The organism is Dictyoglomus sp. GBS (genome assembly GCF_055179815.1).
In genome coordinates this window covers 485,182-507,162 of the sequence record NZ_CM143687.1, presented here as the reverse complement: position 1 = coordinate 507,162, position 21,981 = coordinate 485,182, and the positions used below count along the sequence as shown (strand labels likewise).

The window sequence follows — 21,981 nt, the reverse complement described above, 5'->3', positions numbered from 1 at the left end:
TGCCTTTTGGGCAAATATTACCCAGATTATCATATCTCTCTGCTCCTTCTCATCATATCAAGATAAACAGCACCAATAACTATAATTCCACTTACTACAATCTGCCATTCTTGAGGTACAGAGAGAATTCTTAAACCATTAGTTAAAGTACTCATAATTAATGCACCTATGACTGTTCCTATTATAGAGCCCTCTCCACCCCTCAATGATGTGCCTCCTATTACTACAGCTGCAATAGCATCCAATTCATATCCTTGACCTAAAGCTGGTTGTGCAGAATTTAATCTTGAAGCCATTATGACACCAGCAATACCCACAAAAGTTCCACATAAGGAGTATATTATTATCTTCCATTTATCAACATTCAGACCTGATAATCTTGCTGCATCTTCATTGCTTCCTATAGCAAAGGTATATCTTCCAAGAGCGGTTCTGTTGAGAAGAATATTCGCAATAATTATGAAAAGGATAAACCACAAAATCGCATTAGGGAATTCTCCGATACCTGGTATTATTTTTCCTATAATAGAACCCATAGCAATCTTATTAAATATAGGAGCATCCATAAAGTAAATTGGTTTACAGCCTGATATAACCAAAGCCAAACCTTTTGCAATCATCATCATACCCAGAGTTGCAATAAAAGGAGGTAATTTCATTTTTGATATAACAAACCCATTAATAAAACCAGCTAAGGTACCTGTTAATATTCCCCCTAAAACACCAATAAATACTGGTAATTTCCAAAAAGATATAAAAACACCACTCATCACAGAGGATATAGTCATAACAGTACCTATAGAAAGGTCAATACCACCTGTTATAATAACAAAGGTTACACCAAGAGCGAGAAGACCATTTACACAAGTAGCAAGCAAAATCGCAACCACATTTTCATAAGTCAAAAAATTAGGTGATGCAATTGAGAAAAAGGTAAAAAGCAAAAAGAGACTTGCAAACATTAAAATTTGTCTTAGTCCACTCTTAGAGAAAATAGTTGATAATTTATTAACCATTTAAATTAAAACCTCCTTTTGGTCTTCATACATGGTAGCATATTTCAATATTTTCTCCTCAGTGGCTTCTTCAGAATTCAGAATCCCTGTTATTCTGCCTTCACACATAACCGCAATTCTATGACTCATTCTTAATATTTCAGGAAGCTCCGAGGAGATCATTATAATTGATTTTCCTTCTTTTATTAATTCATTCATAAGCTTATATATTTCATTTTTCGCTCCCACATCTATACCTCTCGTAGGTTCATCAAAGATGAGTATGTCACAATTTCTTAAAAGCCATTTTGCGACTACAACCTTTTGTTGATTTCCTCCAGATAAATTCATAACCTTTTGCCTAATAGATGGTGTCCTTATCTTTAACCTCTGAACATATTCATTTGAAACTTTCTCTGCCTTTTTATCATCAACAAAACCTAATGCTTTTAAAAATTCACTCATAGAAGGCAAAATTATATTTGTCTTCACATCCAAATTTGGCATTAAACCATATCTTTTCCTATCCTCAGATAGATATCCAATACCGTGCTTTATAGCATCCCATGGATTTTTAATATTAACTTTTTTAGATTTTACGTATATTTCTCCGGAATTGATAGGATCGGCACCAAATATTGCTCTTGCTAACTCTGTCCTTCCAGCTCCTATTAATCCTGCAAATCCTAAGATTTCCCCTTTTCTTAATTCAAAATTAATATTTTTTAATATCTTTCCTCTTCTTAAGTTTCTAACAGCTAAGACAATTTCAGCCCCTTCCTCTACTTCTTTTTCTCTAAGAGTCTCATAAATCTCTCTACCCACCATCATGCTTATAATCTTATCAATGGTCACATTTTCTATGTTTTCTGTTCCTATATATTGTCCATCTCTCATTACAGTTACTCTATCAGCTATTTGTTTTAATTCTTCCAATCTATGGGAAATATAAATTATCCCTATTCCTTGAGATTTTAACTTTCTTATGATACTAAATAACTCTTCTGTTTCCGCTTCGCTTAAAGCAGCTGTTGGCTCATCAAAAATTATTACCTCTGAATTAAATGATAAGGCTTTAGCAATTTCAACCATTTGCTGTTTACCAACAGTTAATTCTGAAACTTTTACTTTTGGATCCACTTTTAAATGAAGCATATCTAAAAGTTCTTTTGTTCTTTTATTAATCCCGTCATCATCTAAGAATATTGGTATATTTTTCTTTTTTGGTTCTCTACCTATAAAAATATTTTGAGCTACTGTGAGATGAGGCATTAAATTTAATTCTTGGAAAACCATACTTATACCCATCTCTTGTGCAACACGAGGATTAGGAATGTCCACCTCTTTTCCTTTATATACAATCCTTCCTGAATCCTTTCTATAAGCTCCAACTAATATCTTCATTAATGTAGACTTCCCCGCTCCATTTTCTCCAACCAATGCATGTACCTCACCACGTTTCAGCTCAAAATAAGCATTCTTTAAAGCTTGTACCCCAGGAAAGCTTTTATTTATATTTTCCATTAAGACTAAGGTTTCAGTATTTATAGTTTCATCCCCCTTATTTAAAATTTATTATCCTCTTACTTTTTTATAGAGTGGTCCAAAGTTTAAACAGGCTCTGAAATCAGCTCCTTCTAAATCTTGAGTACCAAACATAGACCAAGCACTTGGTCTAAATATTCTATCTTCCTCCACATTATGCATACAAACAGGAATCCTTAAAATGGAAGCAAGGGTTATGAAAAGATCACCCACATGCCCATAAGTAATAGCACAGTGATTTGCCCCCCAATTTTCCATTACTGAGTAAACACTTTTAAAGGCACCCTTTCCAGTAAGCTTAGGCACAAACCATGTAGTTGGCCAAGTTGGATCTGTTCTTCTATCCAGAATATCATGAACATGGGGAGGAAGTTCCACTGTGTAACCCTCTGCAATCTGTAAAACAGGGCCAAGCCCCTTAACTATATTTAATCTACTTATAGTTACTGGCATGCCTCCTCTTGTAGTAAAGTCCGTAGAAAAACCACCACCCCTAAAATATCCAAGGTTAGCATAACAGAATTTAGTGACATTAATACATTTCAAAACTTCCTCATCAGTTATCTCCCAGAATGGCTTTATAGCTGGTTTTCCATCTATTTCTTGTTCTCCTGTACCGTCAAGAGCAGCAGGTCCAGAATTTATTAAATGAATTACTCCATTTTGGGCTAAACCTTCAGGCTTCCATCCTGTAACCCTATATATTGCTTCAGGGCTCCAATAAGTTCTAACATCAGCAAAAATCTGAGCAGTGTTAGTTAGAAGATGACCAAATAACATACATACTCCATTGAGACTATCATTCTCTGTTGCCAATATATAAGGTTGTCTTAATCCATTCCAATCAAAAGATGAATTTAAAATAGCCTCTGGAAAATCACCATTTGGAAAATGATCTGTCCATTGTCTTTGCCCTTGAAATCCCGCTACAATAGCATTATGTCCTAAACTTTCTTCAGGATAACCAAGTTCTTCTAACTTTTTATTTCCAACCATTAAATCTCTGATTATTAACGTCATCTTCACTACAAATTCCCATACTTCCTGCTTTTTCTTCTCATCAACCCTTTTTTCAGGTGGATTAGGATCTTCCCCCTCTTTCAAATATTTTTTAACCCACTCCATTGCTCTGTTGAATTCTTCTTCATCATAAATCTTTCTTTCAATCCTACGAATTATTTCTGTCATATCAACATACTCAACCCTCATCCCTAAATAATCCTCAAAGAAGTCAGGATCAACAATAGATCCTGCAATTCCCATAGAGACACTACCTATAGAAAGATAAGACTTGTTTTTCATAATAGCTACTGCTAAAGCACTCTTTACAAACTTAATTATCTTTTCTTTTACGTCAGAGGGGATAGTGTAATCATCTCTATCTTGAACGTCTTTTCCATAAATCTTAAATACTGGAAGCCCTTTTTGATTGTGAGCAGCTGAAACTGCTGCAAGATAAACTGCTCCTGGTCTTTCTGTACCATTAAATCCCCAAACAGCCTTTGGAATATCAAGACTCATATCCATTGTTTCCGCTCCATAACACCAACAAGGAGTAACAGTTATAGATACTCCCACTCCTTCTTTTCTAAAGAGCTCATCTGCCATTCTTGCTTCTGCAACTCCTCCAATACATCTTTCTGGGATTACACATTTAACTTTTTCTCCATTGAGAAGATAAACATTATTTTCAATAAACTCTGCAACTGCCTTTGCAAGATTCATAGTTTGATCTTCTAAAGTCTCTCTTACACCCCCATATCTTCCATCTATAGTTGGACGAATTCCTACCTTAGGGTAATCCTCTATAAACCTTTTTTCACCAACTCTAATAGGAAATAATCTACTCATAGAAAATATCCTCCCCTCTTAATTAATTCTTAGGTGGAGCTGTAGACTTCCTTATAATTAATTCAGGAGTCAACATAATCTCTCTTTTTTCTTGTATCTTATCTATATTCTCTATTCTCCTTATTAAAAGTTCCGCAGCCAAAACTCCCATTGTATAGGCTGGCTGTTTTACTACAGTAAGAAAAGGATATACCTCAGACAAACTCTCAATATCATCAAAAGAAACAAGAGAAATATCATCTGGAATTTCCAATCCTTTTTCTTTAATTGCCAACATAGCACCAATAGCCATTAAATTGTTACCCCCAAAAACAGCTGTTGGAGGATCTTTTATCTCTAATAACTCTTTTGTTAATCTATATCCATCTTCCTTAGAGAATTTAGATCTCTCGCTAATTTTTATTAAACTATCATCAATAGGAACTTTTGCCTCGTTCAAAGCCTTTTTATATCCTTCTACTCTATCTCTTGCTGTAGAAATAAATGTACTTCCAACCACAATTCCTATTCTCTTATGCCCTAATTCAATTAAATGTTTTGTTAACAAATATGCCCCATATACACTATCTCCTCTTACAATATCTAAGTCATTAACACCTTCAATCGTTCTATCAATCAAGACTATAGGTATATTTTTAAGGAATAAAGATTTTAAGGGAGCTTTTTTCCCAGACGCAGAGGCATAGATAACACCATCTACTTTACTTTTAGCCAAAACTTCTACATACATTAATTCCTTTTCAGGATTTTCATCTGTACTACATATTATTACTGTGTAATGTTCAGAAATTGCAGTATCCTCTACACCACGAGCAATTGTTGTAAAAAATGGGTTTGTTATATCAGAGATCACAAGTCCTATAGTAGAAGTTTTCTTTAATACCAAGCTTCTTGCAACAGAATTAGGAACATAGCCTAATTCTTCAATAGCTTTTAAGACCTTCTTTCGGGTACTTTCACTTACATTTTTACTCCCATTAATAACCCTTGAAACGGTCATTACTGATACTCCAGCCCTTTTAGCCACATCTTTAATAGTTACCAATCTTAGATCCCCCTATTCATTTACTACTTTTATGTTAACGATAACATAATACTATAAAAATTAAAAATCGTCAATAAGATTAAAAAATTAAAAATTAGCGAATCCTTAAATATAGCTTATTTAAAGCTATAATAAAGATAAATATTATTCTCCATAAAGCATAACTTAGATGGGACCTATACATCTAAATATACAAGATGAAATTATATAACTTTTGAACAAAAACTTTTTACAATTTATTCCAGAAAAATATGGCTAAAGGTTAAGAAGAATCTGATACGTGAGGGAATTTCCCCTTTTTTGACAATCACCAATTTTTTATGTTATTATCCAAAAATAAAATAATTAGGTGATATAAATTATGCTTCCTGATGAAAGAAGATCCAAAATACTTGAGCTTTTAGAAAAAGAAAGAAGTATCAAAGTTAACGACTTAGTTAAATTATTTAATGTAACAGGAGCTACAATAAGAAGAGACCTTGAAGCCTTAGAAAAAGAGGGTTTTCTTAAGAGAACACATGGTGGAGCAATACTACCTCATAGTTTTTCCTTTGAACCTCTTTTTACTACTAAAAAAAGACAAAACCTTAAAGAAAAAATGGCAATTGGGAAAAAGGCTGCAGAGATCATAAACGATGGTGAATCCATATTTATTGAAGCAGGAAGTACTACATTACAAATAGCAAAAAATATAAAAAATAAACATGATCTTACAGTGCTTACCAATTCAATAGAAGTAGCAAGAGAACTTCTGAACGCAAGAGGCGTAGAAGTAATACTAACAGGCGGTGTTCTTAGAAAAGAGACTATTGCTCTCATTGGACCATTGGCAGAAAGGGTTTTAAGAGAATTTAGAGTTGATAAGGTATTTTTAGGTATATCTGGAATTATACCTTCAAAAGGTATGTATACAGCAAGTATAGCTGAATCCCAAATTAAAAAATTAATCATAGAGATGGGAAAAGAAATTATAGGAGTAGCAGATCATAGTAAATTTGGAAAGGAATGTTTCTCATTCGTAGCACCCACAAATGTTATGCATAAAATTATCATTGATGATAATGTTCCACCCCATTATATAGAAGAGCTTAAAAAAGAAGGAATAGAAGTTATAACTGTACATCCCGAAGAATAATAAACCCATAACCCCATTATGGTATAATTTTTTAAAATAAACCCTAAAAAGAAAGGAGTATGTCTTATGTTAGAGGGGAAAAAATTTGCTGTTTTTAATGTAGCAAATAAGAAAAGTATTGCTTGGGCTATTTCTCAATCTATAATGAAATTTGGAGGAGAGGTAATTATTGGGTATCAAAATGAAAGATTAAGAGAAAATGTAGAAGAATTAATAGCTGGCTTAAATCCAAAACCACTTATTGTAGAATGTGATGTATCAAAAGATGAAAATATTGAAAAGGTAGCTGAGGAAATTGAGAAAAATATAGGGAAGATAGATGGATTTGTACATTCTATAGCCTATGCACCATCAGATGCTTTAAAAAATCCCTTTGTTGAAACCTCTAAAGATGCTTTCTTAACTGCCATAGAAATAAGTGTATATTCCTTTGTAGCTATGACCAGAATATTCAAAAGAATATTAAACAAACCTGCCAGTATAATTACCCTAAGCTATTATGGGGCTGAAAAGGTAGTTCCTAATTATAATGTGATGGGAGTTGCAAAAGCAGCATTAGAAGCTTCAGTTAGATATTTAGCCTATGATTTAGGAGAAGAAAATATAAGGGTAAATGCTATCTCAGCAGGACCATTAAACACCTTAGCTGCAAGAGGTATAGCTAAATTTAGTGACATGCTTGAATATCACAGAGAAAAAGCACCTTTAAAAAGAAATATTGAACATAGAGAAGTAGGAGATTCTGCAGTTTTTCTTTTAAGCGATCTTGCATCTGGAATTACAGGAGAAGTTCTCTATGTAGATGCAGGATACAATATTATGGGTATATAAATTTTGAGGAGGAAATAAATGAAATTACCAGAACTTAGAATTGGGGATTTAGTAGCCAAAATACCAATAGTACAAGGAGGTATGGCTGTTGGAATATCTCTTTCAGGACTTGCATCAGCTGTAGCAGAGGCAGGAGGTATAGGCGTAATTGGTACAGCAGGTATTGGTATGGATGAACCAGATTTTTTTGAAAATTTTATTGAAGCTAATATTAGAGCGTTAAGAAATGAAATAAGAAAAGCAAAAGAAAAAACAAAGGGTATAATTGGAGTAAATATAATGGTAGCCCTTTCTAATTTTGCAGATATGGTAAAAACTTCAATAGAAGAAAAGGTAGATATTATTTTTTCAGGGGCCGGTCTTCCTTTAGACCTTCCTAAATATCTTATAAAAGGAGCAGTTACAAAATTGGTCCCAATTGTCTCCTCGGCAAGGGCAGCTAAAATCATAGCCAAAAGCTGGATTGAAAAGTACAATTATGTACCTGATGCCTTTGTAGTAGAGGGGCCATTAGCAGGGGGTCATTTAGGATTTAAGAAGGAAGAATTAGAAGACCCTAATGTAACCTTAGAGAATAGATTAAAAGAAGTATTAGATGAGATAAAAATCTTAGAAGAAAAATATGATAAAGAAATTCCTGTAATTGCAGGTGGTGGTATATATGATGGAAAAGATATAGCAAAATTCATTAAATTAGGGGCGAGTGGCGTACAGATAGCTACAAGGTTTGTAGCTACCTATGAATGCGATGCGGATGAAAAATTCAAACAAGAATACTTAAGGGCTAAAAAAGAGGACGTAGTTATTATAAAAAGTCCAGTAGGGCTTCCTGGAAGAGCCATAAAAAATGAGTTTTTAGAGGCAGTTGAAAGGGGAGAAAAGAAACCATACAAATGTGTATTTCAATGCATAAGGACATGTGATTATAAAAATACTCCATATTGCATAGCCTTGGCATTACTAAATGCCAAAAAGGGAAACTTAAAAGCAGGATTTGCTTTTGCAGGAGCTAATGCTTACAGGGTTGACAAAATTGTAAGTGTAAAAGATCTGATTAATGAATTAGTAAAAGAGGCGGAAGAGAATTTATGAAAGCTATAGATTTTACATTAAAAGATCAAAATGGAAAAGATTGGCGTCTCTCAGACTTTAAGGGTAAATGGGTAGTACTGTATTTTTATCCAAAAGATATGACATCAGGTTGTACAAAAGAAGCTGTAAATTTCTCAGAAAAGATCGAAGAATTCAATAAAAGGAATGTAGAAGTCGTGGGAATAAGCAAAGATTCTATAGAAAGTCATAAAAAGTTTGTGGAAAAAAATAATTTAAAAATTACTCTCCTTTCTGATCCAAATGTAGAGGTAATTAAACTATATGGGGCATGGGGAAAGAAGAAAATGTATGGTAAAGAGACGGAAGGCCCAATAAGAAGCACCTTTATTATCTCTCCAGAGGGAGAGATTGTATATTCATGGAAAAATGTAAAAGTAGATGGACACGTAGAAGAGGTACTCAGTAAATTAGACGAACTGATAGAAAAGAAATAACGTTATAATTTTTCCTCTACTACTTTATTCCTTAATACACCTACTTTTTCTACTAAACACTCCACCACATCTCCAGGATTTATAGGAGCAATACCTGAAGGTGTACCAGTAGCTATAATATCTCCAGCCTCTAAGGTTAGATGTTTGGAAATGTAAGAAATAATTTGGGGAATTTTAAAGAGCATATTTTTAGTATTATCCTTCTGTCTTACTTCCCCATTTACCCTAAGTTCTATATTTAGGTTATGAGGTTCTTTTAAATCCTCTTTGAATACTAAAAAAGGGCCTATAGGACAAAAAGTATCAAAACTTTTGGATCTAAACCAAGGATTAGTATTTTGAAAATCTTCTGCCTGCATGTCTCTAGCAGTAACATCATTTACTATAGTATAGCCAAGAACATAGTCCCAAGCATCCTCTTCTTTAATATATTTACCTTTCTTCTTTATTATCACTCCTAATTCTACTTCAGGATCTACCCTTGTAAGGAATGAGGGATAAACTATTTTATCCTCGTGTCCAATAAGGGAAGATGGTGCTTTACTAAAAAAGACAGGCTCCTTAGGTATTTTATGTCCTAACTCTTTTGCATGTTCAGAATAATTTCTGCCTAAGGCAAGAATTTTTTGAGGCTTTAATATGGGAGGAAGGTACTTAAATTTTTCTTCTGTAAGGGTATAAATAAAATTATGCTCAAGAATAAAATCAAACACTTTCCTCAAATATTCACGAAGATCATCTATATAAAGAAGATCATCAATTTTATCCACATTCTTAGAAGTCTTTTCATATATGGATGAATATATATGGATAGCTTTAGAAAGGTTTAACATTTTATCTTCATAAAAAAGGCCAACAAAATTTCTCTCTCCAGCCTTACAATTGGCAATCTTCATAAGCCTTCCTCCTTTTTTATCTAAAACTTGAAGATAATTATATCATATACTTTACATTTATAAATTTATATGGTATAGTTAATCCTGCAATTAAGGTTATCTATATGTTTAGATTTTTGAAAAAAGAAGACAAAAGTAAAAGAAAATGCTTGAGAATCCTTTGGACCCACCAAATGAGTTCTCAAGCATTTTTATTTTCCAGAAAGAGAGGTGAAGTGTACCGAGCAGTATCCTATTGTTCCAAGTTCTCAGGGGTTCTGGAAACGCTCCCGTAAAAAGCTTTCCCAATTTAAAAAATCTAAAACTTTCCATGAGGTGAAAAAATGAGTAAGACTTTGTATGTTGGTAATTTACCTTGGTCTACAACAGAAGAAGAGCTAAAATCTATATTCTCAAATCACGGGACTGTATATTCTGCAAGAATTATCTCTGACAGAAATACGGGAAGATCTAAGGGATTTGGATTTGTTGAAGTAGATGACAATTCTGCTGCAAAAATGATAGCTGAACTTAACAACACAGAAGTAAAAGGAAGAAAAATTGTTGTTAATGAAGCAAAACCAAGGGAAGAAAGACCACGCGAAAGAAGAAATCGTGGTCAATAGTTTAGACTAATCTAAAATATTAAAATAAAAGACCCCTCCCAAAGGAGGGGTCTTTTATTTAGGTATATAATAATATTAATAAAAGAAGTAAAAATTGGAGGTAAGAGACATATATGAAGAAGTGGAAAATATTTTCAATAGGAATTCTAATACTCCTATTAGTACTTATAGCAGTAGGAGTTGGTGGATATTATTATATCCAAGGAAGTTATAACTACACTCCTACTAAAAATTATCCTTCTTTGGATAAAGTAGATCTCTTAGATGTAGCTCTAAATCATGTGGATAAAATAAATGTGGTTCTGCTCGGTGTAGATGAAAGGAAAGATGATCCTGGAAGATCAGATACCATAATGATTTCTTCCTTAGATCTTAAAAATAAAAAGGTATATATACTATCTATTCCAAGAGATACAAGGGTAAATATACCTAATTATGGATATACAAAGATTAATCATGCCTATGCTTATGGAGGAATTGATCTATCTCTGAAAACCATTGAAGAATTTATCGGTATTCCTATACATTACTATGTAAAGGTAAACTTTCAGCAATTTGAAAAGTTTATAGATGCCATAGGCGGTGTAGATATAGAAGTAGAAAAAAGGATGTATTATAGGGATAAAACAGATAAATTCCTTGTAGATCTTAATCCTGGTCTTCATCATTTAAATGGTAAAGAGGCTTTAGGATATGTGAGATTTAGACATGATTTAATGGGAGACTTAGGAAGAATAGAAAGACAACAAAAATTTTTAAAAGCCTTATTTAAACAAGCAAAAGAGAAGGTAAACCTTATTAATCTTCCCTATTACATATCACTTGCTGGCTCTATTCTTTCTACCAATATCTCTCTTATGGAGGGTTTAGTGATAGCAAGTAAGTTCTTGGATATAACTGAAGAAGATATTAATACTTTTCTAATGCCTGGAACTCCAGAAAATATTAATGGAATAAGTTATATAATTCCCGATAGAAACAAGTTAGATGAGATATTAAATCAATATTTTAGAGTTAATAATACAAAGGAGGGGTGATGAATTTCTTGGAAAGCAGAGAAAAAGCCTTAAGAGTTGCTCAGATTGTATCGGAGAAAAAGGGAGAGAATATAGTAATTATTGATGTCTCAAAAGCATTAGGTATAACCGATTTTATAATAATATGCACAGGTGCTACTCCACTTCAAAGAAAAGCAATTCAGAGAACTATAGAAGAAGAAATGGAAAAACTTGGATTTACACCAAGAGGAGTAGAAGGAAGAGAAGGTACTGGATGGACCCTTCTTGATTACTACGATTTCATAGTTCATATTTTCTCTCCCAGAGCAAGAGAGTTTTATGGTCTTGAGGAACTTTACCAGAATCTACCGAAAATAACAGAATTTTAGAATAAGAGATTAAATGTTTCATATCCCTATAGAATGGGAAGAGACCGCAAGAGAGCTCCTAAATAAGAAGGGTACTATTCTTGTCTTAGGACTCACAAATGCTGGTAAAAGTACATTTGTAAAATATCTTGCAGATTTGGGAATTCAGAATGGATTAAAAGTAGCAGTAATTAATTCCGATTTAGGACAAGCGGATATTGGTTTACCAGGTACCATTTCTCTTATCTATCCAGAAGGAGAACTATCAAGCTCAGAAAATATATTTGTAGATAGTTGGTACTTTGTAGGGGAAATTACCCCTGTAGGAAAATTTTTACAAGTAATAACAGGAGTAAGAAAGCTTCTTGATGAAGCAAAAGAAAAGGCAGATTTGATAATTATAAATACCTGTGGCCTTGTACAAGGAAGATTAGGAAAAATTTTAAAATACTACAAAACCTCTCTTATTAATCCAGATTTTATTGTAGGAATATACTTTTTAAATGAATTAGACTCATTATTAAAAATTATAGGAAGATTTGCCAAAAAGGTTTATAAAGTACCAAGAAGTCCATATGCAAGAGAAAGAGGGCCAGAAGAAAGAAAAGAATTCAGGGAAAAAAGATATGAAAAATATTTTCAAGATAGCAAAATCTTAGTTTTTCCTCTTTTCTTAGTTTACTCAATAGACAAATATGTGGATTTCACAAAAGAAGATTATAGAGAAAGGTTGGTAGGTCTTTTAGATAAAAGGGAGAAATTACTTTCCTTAGGAATTGTGAAGAACATAGATCTGGAAAAAAGAATCATATATATATTTACACCTTTAAAAAATCCTCAAGAAGTAAAAAGAATTGAAATTGGAGGAATAAAACTTAAAATTATTAAAGAAACACAATAAAGGAGGAAGGCAAAAAGCCTTCCTCCTTATATTTCTCTATCTTCTTAAAGCAATATGTACTACACTTCCTAAAGGTACCTTTACTGCCTCCATAATAGCCTCTGGAAGAGTAGGATGGGTATGTATGGTATCTGCCACATCATCAAGAGTAAGATTGTTCTTAATAGCAAGAGCAAGTTCTGCTATCATTACAGAGGCTTCTGGACCCACTATTTGAGCTCCTATAAGTACCTTATCCTCTTTTCTTGCAACCACCTTTACAAGTCCATCAGTAGCATTCATGGTAACAGCCTTACCATTAGCAGTAAATGGAAATTCTCCTATTAGCACTTCCATACCTTGTTCCTTTGCTTCTTCCTCAGTTAAACCACAAACTGCAATTTCTGGATTAGAGAATATAGCCCATGGTAGTACTCTATAATCCATTTTCTTTTCTTCCCCTGCAATAATCTCAGCAACTACTTCTCCTTCTTTCATGGCCTTATGAGCAAGTAAAAGACCACCTATCACATCTCCAATAGCATATATATTATCCACATTTGTTCTTAGATATTCGTTAACTACTATTCTACCTTTTTCAGTATTTATTCCTACATTTTCAAGACCTATATTATCCGAATTTAATTTTCTTCCAATAGAGACAAGCACTTTCTCACTTTCTATAGTTTCTCCTGTGGATAAAGTAGAATATACTTTACTATCCTTAACCTCTATATTCTCTATTTTTGCCCCTGTCTTAATCTCAATTCCCTTTTTACTTAAAATTCTTTGTAGAAGAGCAGCAATCTTCTTATCCTTCAAAGTAGGTACTACTTGAGGCATCATTTCCACAATAGTTACTTTGGAACCAAAAGCATTATAAAAGTTTGCAAACTCTATACCGATAGCTCCTGCCCCTACAATGAGTATATCCTTAGGGATTTCTCTTAATCTTAAAGCATCATCGGATGTGAGTACATTTACACCATCAATCTTAAAAGATGGAATTATAGCAGGCTCTGATCCTGTAGCAATAACAATATTATCTCCTTTAATTAATTCTTTTCCTTCCTTTGTTTCTACTTCTACTGTGGTATTATCAAGAATTTTCCCCTTTCCTTTTTTCAAAGTAATTTTTCTTGACTTGAATAGGTATTCTATACCTGTTACTAATTTCTTAACTACATTTTCTTTCCAATCATATATTCCATTCACATCATATCCAAAAGAATCAACCTTAATTCCAAGTATATGTCCTTCTTTAATACTGTTATAAATCTCTGCACTCTTTAAAAGAGCTTTTGTAGGTATACAACCTCTATTTAAGCAAGTTCCCCCTAAATCTCTTTCTTCTATCACACATACTTTCTTTCCTAAATCTGCTGCTCTAATTGCTCCTACATAACCTCCAGAGCCTCCGCCTAAAAAAATTACATCATACTTTTCCATTTACTTGGGCCTCCTTAAGATATAATCAATTCGTTCTTTTCAATTAATTCTACCCAACCATTATAATCTATACAACTGTATATGCTATCTTCTTCCCTATATCCCCTGGCTTCTAAGTCTTCCTTTAATGTATACACAGAAACACCATCTTTTAAATATTCTTTACTTTTTTCATTTATAGCCCAAAATATCCCATCTTGCACCAAAATAATAACATCTCCTGGTTTTGTAATTTCCCACATCCTTTTGCTTATATTTTCAACAGGACTTTTCTTAATTACTATAAGTGCCATTTTTTACCACCTCATTTAGAAGAAAATTACTCTATCAAAAGAATGTATAAAATCAGAAAGATTATCCTTTGAAATGATATTTACCTTCCATTTAGGTTCCAGATCTTCTTCCTTTACCTTTCTACTCTCCAAATCTTCCTTCACTACATATACAGGAGTTCCATACCTCTCCAAATATTTAAAAGAGAGAGAAAGAGAAAGACATCCAAGATTCTCAGGGTGAGTATTTTGGTTGACTGCAACCACAGCATCTTCCATTAATAGAATAGAAGGCTCTAAATCTTCACCATACATACCAAAAGCACTACGAAGAGCTTCGTTTACCCAAATAGATCCTCCTGGACTTTGATATACGACCAATAAAACCTTTTTCATTTCTATTCCTCCTACGGCATCAAATTTATATATCTATCTGCATTAAAAATTAAAGATGCCATTTCAGGAACCCCAGAAAATTTAGGACCTTCAACAGTATTCTCAGAAGATAAACCTCTATAATCAGCACACAATCCACAAATATGAATCTCTACCCCTTTTTCTGACAACTCTTTCATCTTTAAAGGAATATTTCTATCTACTCTAAGAGGTTTAACTTTTGAATTTACAGAAAGAACTGAATCAGCAAAAAGAAATATGGATACTTTATGCCCTCTATTCAAAGCTGCTTCTGCTAAATGGATTGCTGTATCTAAATCCTCATATGTATAGGGGGGAACATTTACTTGTATAGCAATATGCATAGTATTTTATTCACCTCACTCATTGTTTCCTTTGATATAGATACCAATACATAAACCAATTTCCTAAAACAAAGAAAATAGTAGCCAAAATAGAACTTAAAGCAAGATGAGGAAGACCAGAAAGAACATGACCTATATTACACCCTGCAGCAACTCCTGCTCCAAATCCCATTAAAATACCACCCGCTATAACCTGAACATAAGTCTTAGGATCTTTTGGAACCCTTAATTTGAACTCCTTATAAGCTAAAGTAGATATAAATGCTCCAACAATTATGCCGAGAACTTCCATTCCTATCCAATTATAGCTTGTTTCTGTTGTCGTTGCCCTTAACAAATTGATCCATCCTCCAGTAATACCTAAAGCATATGTCTTTTGAGAAAGATAACCAATGATTCCTACTATTCCAAGAGCTATACCACCTGTAATATAATTAAGCCCTGTAGTTTGTCTTTCAGTAGTCTTGGTACCCCATATATAGATAGCTAAAATAATTGCCCAAATTATAGCTATAATCCATGGATTAATCCCCAAAAGAGTTGCAAGAGTAGGATTTACCTTTCCATCTACTGCATTATATATACCTGGATCTTGTAAGTTAACAGTTATGGGCTTACCAAACCATGAATTCACAAAATTTAATTTTCCTCCTCTTACAGCAGAAGCTGTTATTCCAAAGGAAAGACCTGCTAATATAGAGGTTATATAACCCTCTCCAATTCTATATGTAACACCACTTGCACAACCACCAGCCAGTACCATTCCCATTCCAAATAAGAATCCACCTACAATCTGAGCAAGTGGGATAAAGGGTAAGGGATTAAGTTTAATAAATCCTAAGGAAGCTACCAAATGAAATCCTATAGTTTCTACTAATATAGCTAATGCTGCCATTTTAAGTAGATAATTATCCTTACTAAATTTAACATCTCTAAAAGCAGAATTAAAACACATTCTTGATCTCTGTAAAACAACTCCAAAAAGTATTCCTACTAAAAGCCCTTGCCAAATCATAAATCTCACAACCTCCTTCTATAGTTTTTTAATAAGAATTCTCCATTCACTGGGACCTATCTCTTCAATTGTAAGGACTTCCCCTCCAACCTCTTTTACCCCTTGAGGAATTCTTTCTTTTGAAAGAGCGTAATCGATAAGTACTTCAAGAACCTCTCCAGATTGCATCGTCTTTAACTTTCTCTTTGTTTCCACATCTGGTACAGGACAAACTTCTCCTCTGACATCCAAGGTATAATTAGGTTTTACATCCATTCTAAAATCCCTCCTTTAATATTGTTAAAAATTTAACAATACATATATTACAATAGAAATTATAGCATTTCAATAATACAACACTTATTAAATTTCACAAATTCTATAGAAATATACATTTATTTTTGATCTTTTATCCACAAAGCTATATCTTTAATTACATATTCTGGTATGTTCCCTACCTTGTTATATTCATCTGGCGTACTTTTTCCCGTACCTTCCATGAATAAGTGATTTAATTTAGGATATAACTTTAATGTAATATTCTCTTTGTTAGATAATACACTCCAACCCTCAAAGTCTTTTATAGTTACTTGATAATCCCTTTCTCCTTGCATAATTATGGCAGAAATATTTAATTCAGAAAGAGTTTTAACTGGGTCATGATTTTTTAAATCCAAAAAGTATTTAACAGGAGCACCTAATATATTCATGGATAAAGGGTATTTTGTTGCTATTTCTGGATCCTTTAATTTTTCAATTTCCTTTTTTATCAATTCAAGTTGCTCCTTCTCCTTCTCATCTATTTTGCCATCTAAATTAGCAATATAATTAATTTGTTCCCATATTAAATCTTCTAATGGTCTTGTAGGTCCTGCCATGATAATAATTCCCTTCACATCCTTACTTAGGCTTGCTATTCTTGGTGCAAGCATTCCTCCTAAGCTATGTCCTAAAATAAATATCTTTGATTTATCAATTTCTTCTTGAGTCTTAACAAACTCTATGGCATAAAGAACATCTTCTATCACTTCTTCCATTACTGTGAAACCATCTTCATACTTAGAAAATTCTTGAGGATATACCTTTGTTCTTTTATCATATCTCAAAGTAGCAATCCCAAAACTTGAAAGCCCCCATGCCAAATCCCTAAATATCTTATTAGGTCCTATCGTCTCATCCATATCATTTGGACCACTTCCATGGACAAATATGACTACTGGGAATGGCCCTTCTCCTTTTGGTATAGTAAGCTTTCCAGGGAGAACAAAATCTTTACCAATTTTTAAATCCTTTTCTTCAAAAGCCTCAAGATTTACATATGGTGGTGGAGTGTTAAAGCTTTTTATTTGGGCGGGTAAAAAGAATAAACCAACAATATTTTTATTTAGAAAAACCATCTTGATATCTATATAAGCATTAGAAAATTTTGTTGTTAAGTATATAATTTTATAATTTCCAGATTCTTCAGTTCTTTCCTCAATTATACCCTCATAATTTCCTACTCCTTTTATTAGACTCTCCCATATCTCTTTCAACGAAGAAGAGATAACAGCAGATACTGAAGAATCAAAATATCCTACCGTCTTTTCATAATCACCTTGAGACATAAGATATACAAAATCCTTGGCTATGGATATCTCTTCTTGAGCAAAGGTCATAGTTATAATAGTAATAAGAGAAAGAATAAGGATAATATATCTTCTCATAAAATATTCCCCCTTTAAAATTATATGTTCAATAACCTATTATACTCCTTATAATTTTTCCCCTCTCCCTCCCAAATACTCCTTCAATCAGCTATTAAGGTCCTCTACTAATTTATAAAAAAGTTTTTCTACCTCTTCTGGATCTGCCCCTCTTCTTACATAATAGAATATCATTCTTCTCAAACAATCATTTCTTAAATAATTTTCTGGCCTATTTATTGCAGATATATATGATGGTATAGAAAATCTGTTTTCAAGTTCCAATAAAAATTTTTGAAGTTTTTCCCATGCCACAGGATCATCTAAGATATCACCAATAGTGGAATTAATATGATACTTTCTCTTAATTTGTTTTGTAGATTTCACAAATACTGTATCTTTGAGTACTATATCCCTGGATGATCTTCCTATTAGTATCTCAAACTCTCCTGTCTCTACGTACCAGTCCTTTATCTCTACGTTATAGTAAGCAAAAGCTCTCTTATCAAGTTCAAAAGTAACCTCTTTTTCTTCCTTTGGCTCAAGCTCTACCTTTACAAATCCTTTTAGCTCTTTATCTGGTCTTATTACACTACTTTTTACATCCCTTACGTAAAGCTGTACTACTTCTTTACCTTTCATTCCTCCTGTATTCTTTACCTTTACCCTTACCTTCAATATCTCTTCATCAGTCATCTCTTTCTTGTCTAAAATTAGATCTGAATATTCAAAGGTGGTGTAAGAGAGGCCATGTCCAAAGGGAAAGAGTACTTCCATCTCCTTCTTGTCATAGTATCTGTATCCTACAAAGATTCCTTCTCTATACTCTACCTTGTCTCCTTCCCCTGGGAAAAAGAGATAGGAGGGATTATCACTTAATTTCTTTGGGAAGGTTTCAGGAAGCTTTCCTGATGGACTTACAACTCCAAAAAGTACATCTGCCACTGCTCCTCCCCAGGCTTGTCCTCCTCTGTAGGTCTCAAGTATTGCCTTTACCTTATCTACCCATGGCATCTCTACTGGTGCTCCATTGCTTAGTACCACTACTACATTTTTGTTTATCTTTGCTATCTCCTCTATTAATCTGTTGTGATTCTCGGGCATCTTCATGTTAGGCCTGTCAAATCCTTCCGATTCGTATCTTTCAGGAAGTCCTGCAAAGATTACTACTACATCTGATTTCTTTGCTACTTCTTTTGCTTCTTCTATGAGGTTTTCATCTACTTCATCAGTCTCTATTTTGTATCCATCTGCATAAAGTGTCTCTGCTTTTCCTTCCAAAAGTTTCTTTATCTCTTCTACTGCATCATCTACCATGGTTGGGTTTACGTGGGCACTTCCTCCTCCTTGTATTTGAGGTTTTCTTGCAAAGGCTCCTATTAAACCTATCCTTCCTTCTTTCTTTAATGGTAAGATCTTTTCTTCATTCTTAAGAAGGACAAAGCATTCTCTTGCTACTTCTCTGGCAAGCCTATGATGGGCTTCTTTGTCATATGTGGCATTCTCTTTTTTGTTCTCTATAGCCTTGAAGACAATGCTTAGTATTCTTTCTACTGCTTCGTCCAAAATCTCTTCTTTTAGTTCTCCTTTCTTTACTGCTTCTATGATCTTTTTGTCTCCCCAACCTCCATCATAAGGCATCTGTAAATCAAGTCCTGCTGATAGTCCTTTTACTCTGTCATTTACAGCTCCCCAGTCTGATACTACAAATCCTTCAAATCCCCATTCTTCTCTTAATACCTTTGTTAAAAGAAATTCATTTTCAGAGGCATATACTCCATTTACTCGGTTGTAAGAGCACATTACTGTCCATGGTTTTGCTTCTTTTACTGCCTTCTCAAAACTGGCTAAGTAGATCTCTCTTAATGTTCTTTCATCTACTTCTGCACTTACTGTAAGTCTTCTGTGTTCTTGGTTGTTAGCTGCAAAGTGTTTTATAGATGTTCCTACTCCTTCACTTTGTACTCCTTTTATGAAGTGTTTGGCCATCTCTGATGAAAGAAGTGGATCTTCAGAATAGTATTCAAAGTTTCTTCCACAAAGGGGAGATCTTTTTATATTTACTCCAGGTCCAAGTAGAATTTGTACATTTTCTGCCTGGCATTCTTCTCCAATAGCTTTTCCTACTCTCTCAATTAGATCCCTATCCCAAGAGGCAGAAAGGCATGATGCTGGTGGAAAACAGGTGGCAGGTACAGTCTTGCTGAACATGGTCTCTTCTTTTCTAAGTCCATGGGGACCATCAGACATTCTTATTGATGGTATGCCAAGTCTTTCAATGGGTTTTGTGTGCCAGAAATCAAGTCCAGAGCATAAAGAGGCTTTTTCTTCAAGAGTCATCTGTGAGATAAGTTTTTTTATATCCCTCTCCATTTAATATACCTCCTTACAATTTAAACTATTCTTTTCTTGCTAACTTTAAAGGTTTGCTCTTTTCTTTTTTCATAAAAATATATTGATCATAAATAAGCTCTACAAAAGATCTATCAACCCCCTCAACATACTCTGGGCTTATACCTTCTTCAAAAGATACTAAAACTTTATCAATAGTCTCATAGTCAACTCCCAAAGAAAATTCATCTGTAATTCCTGGTAATAGATCTGGAGAAGGAGGTTTATTAATAATCTTTTCTGGGACCTTCAACAACTTTGCAAGCTCTCTGACTTCCGTCTTATATAGATGAGATAATGGTGCTACATCAGCAGCATCATCCCCATACTTTACATAGTATCCTAAAAGTTCCTCTGTAAGATTAGTACAACCTACTACGAGAAAATTCTTTTTTTCTGCATAAAAATATAGGAGAATCATCCTCAATCTATGCTTTATCCTATAGTACGCAATACCCTCATAAAACCACCTAAATCTTTTACTATTCACTTTACCTCTTTGGGCAAAAAATATAGGTTTACCTAAGGATTTAGAATACTCCTCATAGAGATATCTTACCGCTTTTTTCTTAAGTGGTCTTAAAAGAAGCCAAAAAAGAGGAATAATCTTGTATACCCCTAGCACCCAAAGAGTATTTGTCAAACTAAATACTTTGTAGGGAACATCTAAGTTTCTAACTAAAAATAAGGCATCTCTAAGGGAAGAAGGCTCAGAATCCATTTCAGGCATAATAAGAGCAAAAATCTTATCTTTGCCTACAGCTTCCAATAAAAGATACAATACAACAGCAGAATCAAGTCCTCCACTAACCCCTATAACATATCCATTCTTTCCCTCTTCGTCTAACTTTTCTCTTAAAAACTTTATTATTCTGTTTTTCTCTTCTAATAAATTCATCTTAAGAAATCTCTTTATATCTTCCCTTTAACAATAATATAATATTGAAAGTTCTTAACCACAATAAGGAGGTTTGGAAAGTATGTATAAAAAAGTTGCTATTGTAACTGGAGGAGGGCAAGGAATTGGAAAAGCCATAGCCAAAAAATTCTTGGAAAATAGCATCTCAGTAGTAATTGCAGAGATTGATGAAGAAGCAGGAAGAGAAACGGAAGAAGAATATTCATCCTTGGGAGAGATAAAATTTATTAAGACTGATGTATCCAATGAAGAAGAAGTCAGAAATATGATAGAAGAGACTATCAAAATCTTTGGAAGGATTAACTATCTTATCAATAATGCTGGAATTGGAATAAACAAACATATATCAGAACTCACTTTAGAAGAATGGAATAGAGTCTTAGGAGTAAACCTAACAGGAGCCTTTTTATGTAGTAAATATGCCTATCCTTATCTCAAAAAGGAAAAAGGGGTAATTATAAATATTGCATCTACAAGAGCTTTTATGTCAGAGCCAAATACGGAAGCTTATTCAGCCTCAAAAGGTGGAATTTATGCATTAACTCACGCCCTTGCTATAAGTCTTGGTCCTGAGATAAGGGTAAATTGTATAAGTCCTGGCTGGATTGAAGTATCAGAGTGGAAGAAAAAGAGCTTAAGAAAACCCGCAGAGCTTACAGAGCTTGATCACAAACAACATCCCGTAGGAAGAGTAGGAAGACCTGAAGATATAGCAAGTCTTGTCCTATACCTAATATCAGATGACGCAGGATTTATTACAGGAGCAAACTTTATAGTTGATGGTGGAATGACAAGAAAAATGATTTATTTATGA

The 21,981-nt window shown here is 33.6% G+C and carries 23 protein-coding genes; 9 read left to right on the top strand and 14 right to left on the bottom strand.

Annotated features, from left to right (window positions below; translation table 11 throughout):
* Positions 1 to 29: 29 nt before the first annotated feature.
* From ACY3IT_RS02310 to ACY3IT_RS02295, 4 genes are read right to left on the bottom strand one after another with little or no spacing between them, the layout of a single operon-like run.
* Entirely contained in the window at positions 30 to 1,016 is a 987-nt protein-coding gene (locus ACY3IT_RS02310) for an ABC transporter permease (protein ID WP_463083182.1), read from the bottom strand.
* Positions 1,017 to 2,519 (bottom strand): sugar ABC transporter ATP-binding protein, encoded by a 1,503-nt coding sequence (locus tag ACY3IT_RS02305; RefSeq protein WP_463083181.1) that lies wholly within the window; start codon positions 2,517 to 2,519, stop codon positions 1,017 to 1,019.
* 51 nt (positions 2,520 to 2,570) lie between these two features.
* Positions 2,571 to 4,391 carry an L-fucose isomerase gene (locus ACY3IT_RS02300; RefSeq protein ID WP_463083180.1) on the bottom strand — a complete coding sequence of 607 codons (1,821 nt, stop codon included), beginning with the start codon at positions 4,389 to 4,391 and terminating at the stop codon, positions 2,571 to 2,573.
* 22 nt (positions 4,392 to 4,413) lie between these two features.
* The gene (locus tag ACY3IT_RS02295) at positions 4,414 to 5,436 is read right to left on the bottom strand and encodes a LacI family DNA-binding transcriptional regulator (RefSeq protein ID WP_463083179.1); all 1,023 of its coding nucleotides are present in this window, start codon (positions 5,434 to 5,436) and stop codon (positions 4,414 to 4,416) included.
* Between the two features lie 361 nt (positions 5,437 to 5,797).
* Here ACY3IT_RS02295 and ACY3IT_RS02290 point away from each other — a divergent pair, with 361 nt between their 5' ends.
* The 4 genes from ACY3IT_RS02290 to ACY3IT_RS02275 all read left to right on the top strand — a co-directional run bounded on the left by ACY3IT_RS02290 (position 5,798) and on the right by ACY3IT_RS02275 (position 8,949).
* The gene (locus ACY3IT_RS02290; protein WP_463083178.1) at positions 5,798 to 6,571 is read left to right on the top strand and encodes a DeoR/GlpR family DNA-binding transcription regulator; all 774 of its coding nucleotides are present in this window, start codon (positions 5,798 to 5,800) and stop codon (positions 6,569 to 6,571) included.
* A 66-nt stretch (positions 6,572 to 6,637) separates the two neighbouring features.
* Complete coding sequence (locus tag ACY3IT_RS02285) at positions 6,638 to 7,402, top strand: enoyl-ACP reductase FabI (RefSeq protein WP_463083177.1); 765 nt, start codon at positions 6,638 to 6,640, stop codon at positions 7,400 to 7,402.
* An 18-nt stretch (positions 7,403 to 7,420) separates the two neighbouring features.
* Complete coding sequence (locus ACY3IT_RS02280; protein WP_463083176.1) at positions 7,421 to 8,494, top strand: NAD(P)H-dependent flavin oxidoreductase; 1,074 nt, start codon at positions 7,421 to 7,423, stop codon at positions 8,492 to 8,494.
* Positions 8,491 to 8,949 (top strand): peroxiredoxin, encoded by a 459-nt coding sequence (locus ACY3IT_RS02275; protein ID WP_463083175.1) that lies wholly within the window; start codon positions 8,491 to 8,493, stop codon positions 8,947 to 8,949. Before ACY3IT_RS02280 ends, ACY3IT_RS02275 begins: the two co-directional genes overlap by 4 nt.
* A gap of 2 nt (positions 8,950 to 8,951) precedes the next feature.
* Here ACY3IT_RS02275 and ACY3IT_RS02270 read toward each other — a convergent pair whose 3' ends face one another.
* Positions 8,952 to 9,845, bottom strand: coding sequence for a fumarylacetoacetate hydrolase family protein (locus tag ACY3IT_RS02270; protein ID WP_463083174.1), 894 nt, complete (start codon positions 9,843 to 9,845; stop codon positions 8,952 to 8,954).
* 323 nt (positions 9,846 to 10,168) lie between these two features.
* Between ACY3IT_RS02270 and ACY3IT_RS02265 the strand changes: the two genes are divergently transcribed.
* The 4 genes from ACY3IT_RS02265 to ACY3IT_RS02250 all read left to right on the top strand — a co-directional run bounded on the left by ACY3IT_RS02265 (position 10,169) and on the right by ACY3IT_RS02250 (position 12,717).
* Positions 10,169 to 10,450 carry an RNA-binding protein gene (locus ACY3IT_RS02265; RefSeq protein ID WP_148805220.1) on the top strand — a complete coding sequence of 94 codons (282 nt, stop codon included), beginning with the start codon at positions 10,169 to 10,171 and terminating at the stop codon, positions 10,448 to 10,450.
* 113 nt (positions 10,451 to 10,563) lie between these two features.
* On the top strand, positions 10,564 to 11,487 hold the full coding sequence (locus ACY3IT_RS02260; RefSeq protein ID WP_463083173.1) for an LCP family protein: 924 nt from the start codon (positions 10,564 to 10,566) through the stop codon (positions 11,485 to 11,487).
* Positions 11,487 to 11,837: a ribosome silencing factor gene (gene rsfS / locus ACY3IT_RS02255; RefSeq protein WP_463083172.1), complete on the top strand. Its 351-nt coding sequence runs from the start codon at positions 11,487 to 11,489 to the stop codon at positions 11,835 to 11,837. Before ACY3IT_RS02260 ends, rsfS begins: the two co-directional genes overlap by 1 nt.
* A gap of 13 nt (positions 11,838 to 11,850) precedes the next feature.
* Complete coding sequence (locus ACY3IT_RS02250; protein ID WP_463083171.1) at positions 11,851 to 12,717, top strand: Clp1/GlmU family protein; 867 nt, start codon at positions 11,851 to 11,853, stop codon at positions 12,715 to 12,717.
* Positions 12,718 to 12,753: 36 nt separating this feature from the next.
* Here ACY3IT_RS02250 and lpdA read toward each other — a convergent pair whose 3' ends face one another.
* From lpdA to nadE, 9 genes are all read right to left on the bottom strand, one after another.
* Positions 12,754 to 14,145: a dihydrolipoyl dehydrogenase gene (lpdA, locus tag ACY3IT_RS02245; RefSeq protein ID WP_463083170.1), complete on the bottom strand. Its 1,392-nt coding sequence runs from the start codon at positions 14,143 to 14,145 to the stop codon at positions 12,754 to 12,756.
* A 14-nt stretch (positions 14,146 to 14,159) separates the two neighbouring features.
* On the bottom strand, positions 14,160 to 14,438 hold the full coding sequence (gene tusB, locus ACY3IT_RS02240; RefSeq protein WP_463083169.1) for a sulfurtransferase complex subunit TusB: 279 nt from the start codon (positions 14,436 to 14,438) through the stop codon (positions 14,160 to 14,162).
* Between the two features lie 15 nt (positions 14,439 to 14,453).
* Positions 14,454 to 14,813 (bottom strand): DsrE family protein, encoded by a 360-nt coding sequence (locus tag ACY3IT_RS02235; RefSeq protein WP_463083168.1) that lies wholly within the window; start codon positions 14,811 to 14,813, stop codon positions 14,454 to 14,456.
* An 11-nt stretch (positions 14,814 to 14,824) separates the two neighbouring features.
* Positions 14,825 to 15,178, bottom strand: coding sequence for a DsrE/DsrF/TusD sulfur relay family protein (locus tag ACY3IT_RS02230; RefSeq protein WP_463083167.1), 354 nt, complete (start codon positions 15,176 to 15,178; stop codon positions 14,825 to 14,827).
* Between the two features lie 19 nt (positions 15,179 to 15,197).
* A complete protein-coding gene (gene tsuA, locus ACY3IT_RS02225) occupies positions 15,198 to 16,193 on the bottom strand; it encodes a thiosulfate transporter TsuA (protein ID WP_463083166.1) in 996 nt (331 codons plus the stop codon).
* Positions 16,194 to 16,211: 18 nt separating this feature from the next.
* On the bottom strand, positions 16,212 to 16,448 hold the full coding sequence (locus ACY3IT_RS02220; protein WP_463083165.1) for a sulfurtransferase TusA family protein: 237 nt from the start codon (positions 16,446 to 16,448) through the stop codon (positions 16,212 to 16,214).
* Between the two features lie 119 nt (positions 16,449 to 16,567).
* Positions 16,568 to 17,878, bottom strand: a complete 1,311-nt coding sequence (locus tag ACY3IT_RS02215) for a DUF3887 domain-containing protein (RefSeq protein WP_463083164.1) — start codon at positions 17,876 to 17,878, stop codon at positions 16,568 to 16,570.
* An 87-nt stretch (positions 17,879 to 17,965) separates the two neighbouring features.
* The gene (locus tag ACY3IT_RS02210; RefSeq protein ID WP_463083163.1) at positions 17,966 to 20,230 is read right to left on the bottom strand and encodes a glycoside hydrolase family 3 C-terminal domain-containing protein; all 2,265 of its coding nucleotides are present in this window, start codon (positions 20,228 to 20,230) and stop codon (positions 17,966 to 17,968) included.
* A 25-nt stretch (positions 20,231 to 20,255) separates the two neighbouring features.
* Positions 20,256 to 21,146, bottom strand: a complete 891-nt coding sequence (gene nadE / locus ACY3IT_RS02205) for an NAD(+) synthase (protein ID WP_463083162.1) — start codon at positions 21,144 to 21,146, stop codon at positions 20,256 to 20,258.
* A gap of 82 nt (positions 21,147 to 21,228) precedes the next feature.
* On the opposite strand from nadE, the gene ACY3IT_RS02200 reads away from it, so the two are divergent.
* Positions 21,229 to 21,981 (top strand): glucose 1-dehydrogenase, encoded by a 753-nt coding sequence (locus ACY3IT_RS02200; protein ID WP_463083161.1) that lies wholly within the window; start codon positions 21,229 to 21,231, stop codon positions 21,979 to 21,981.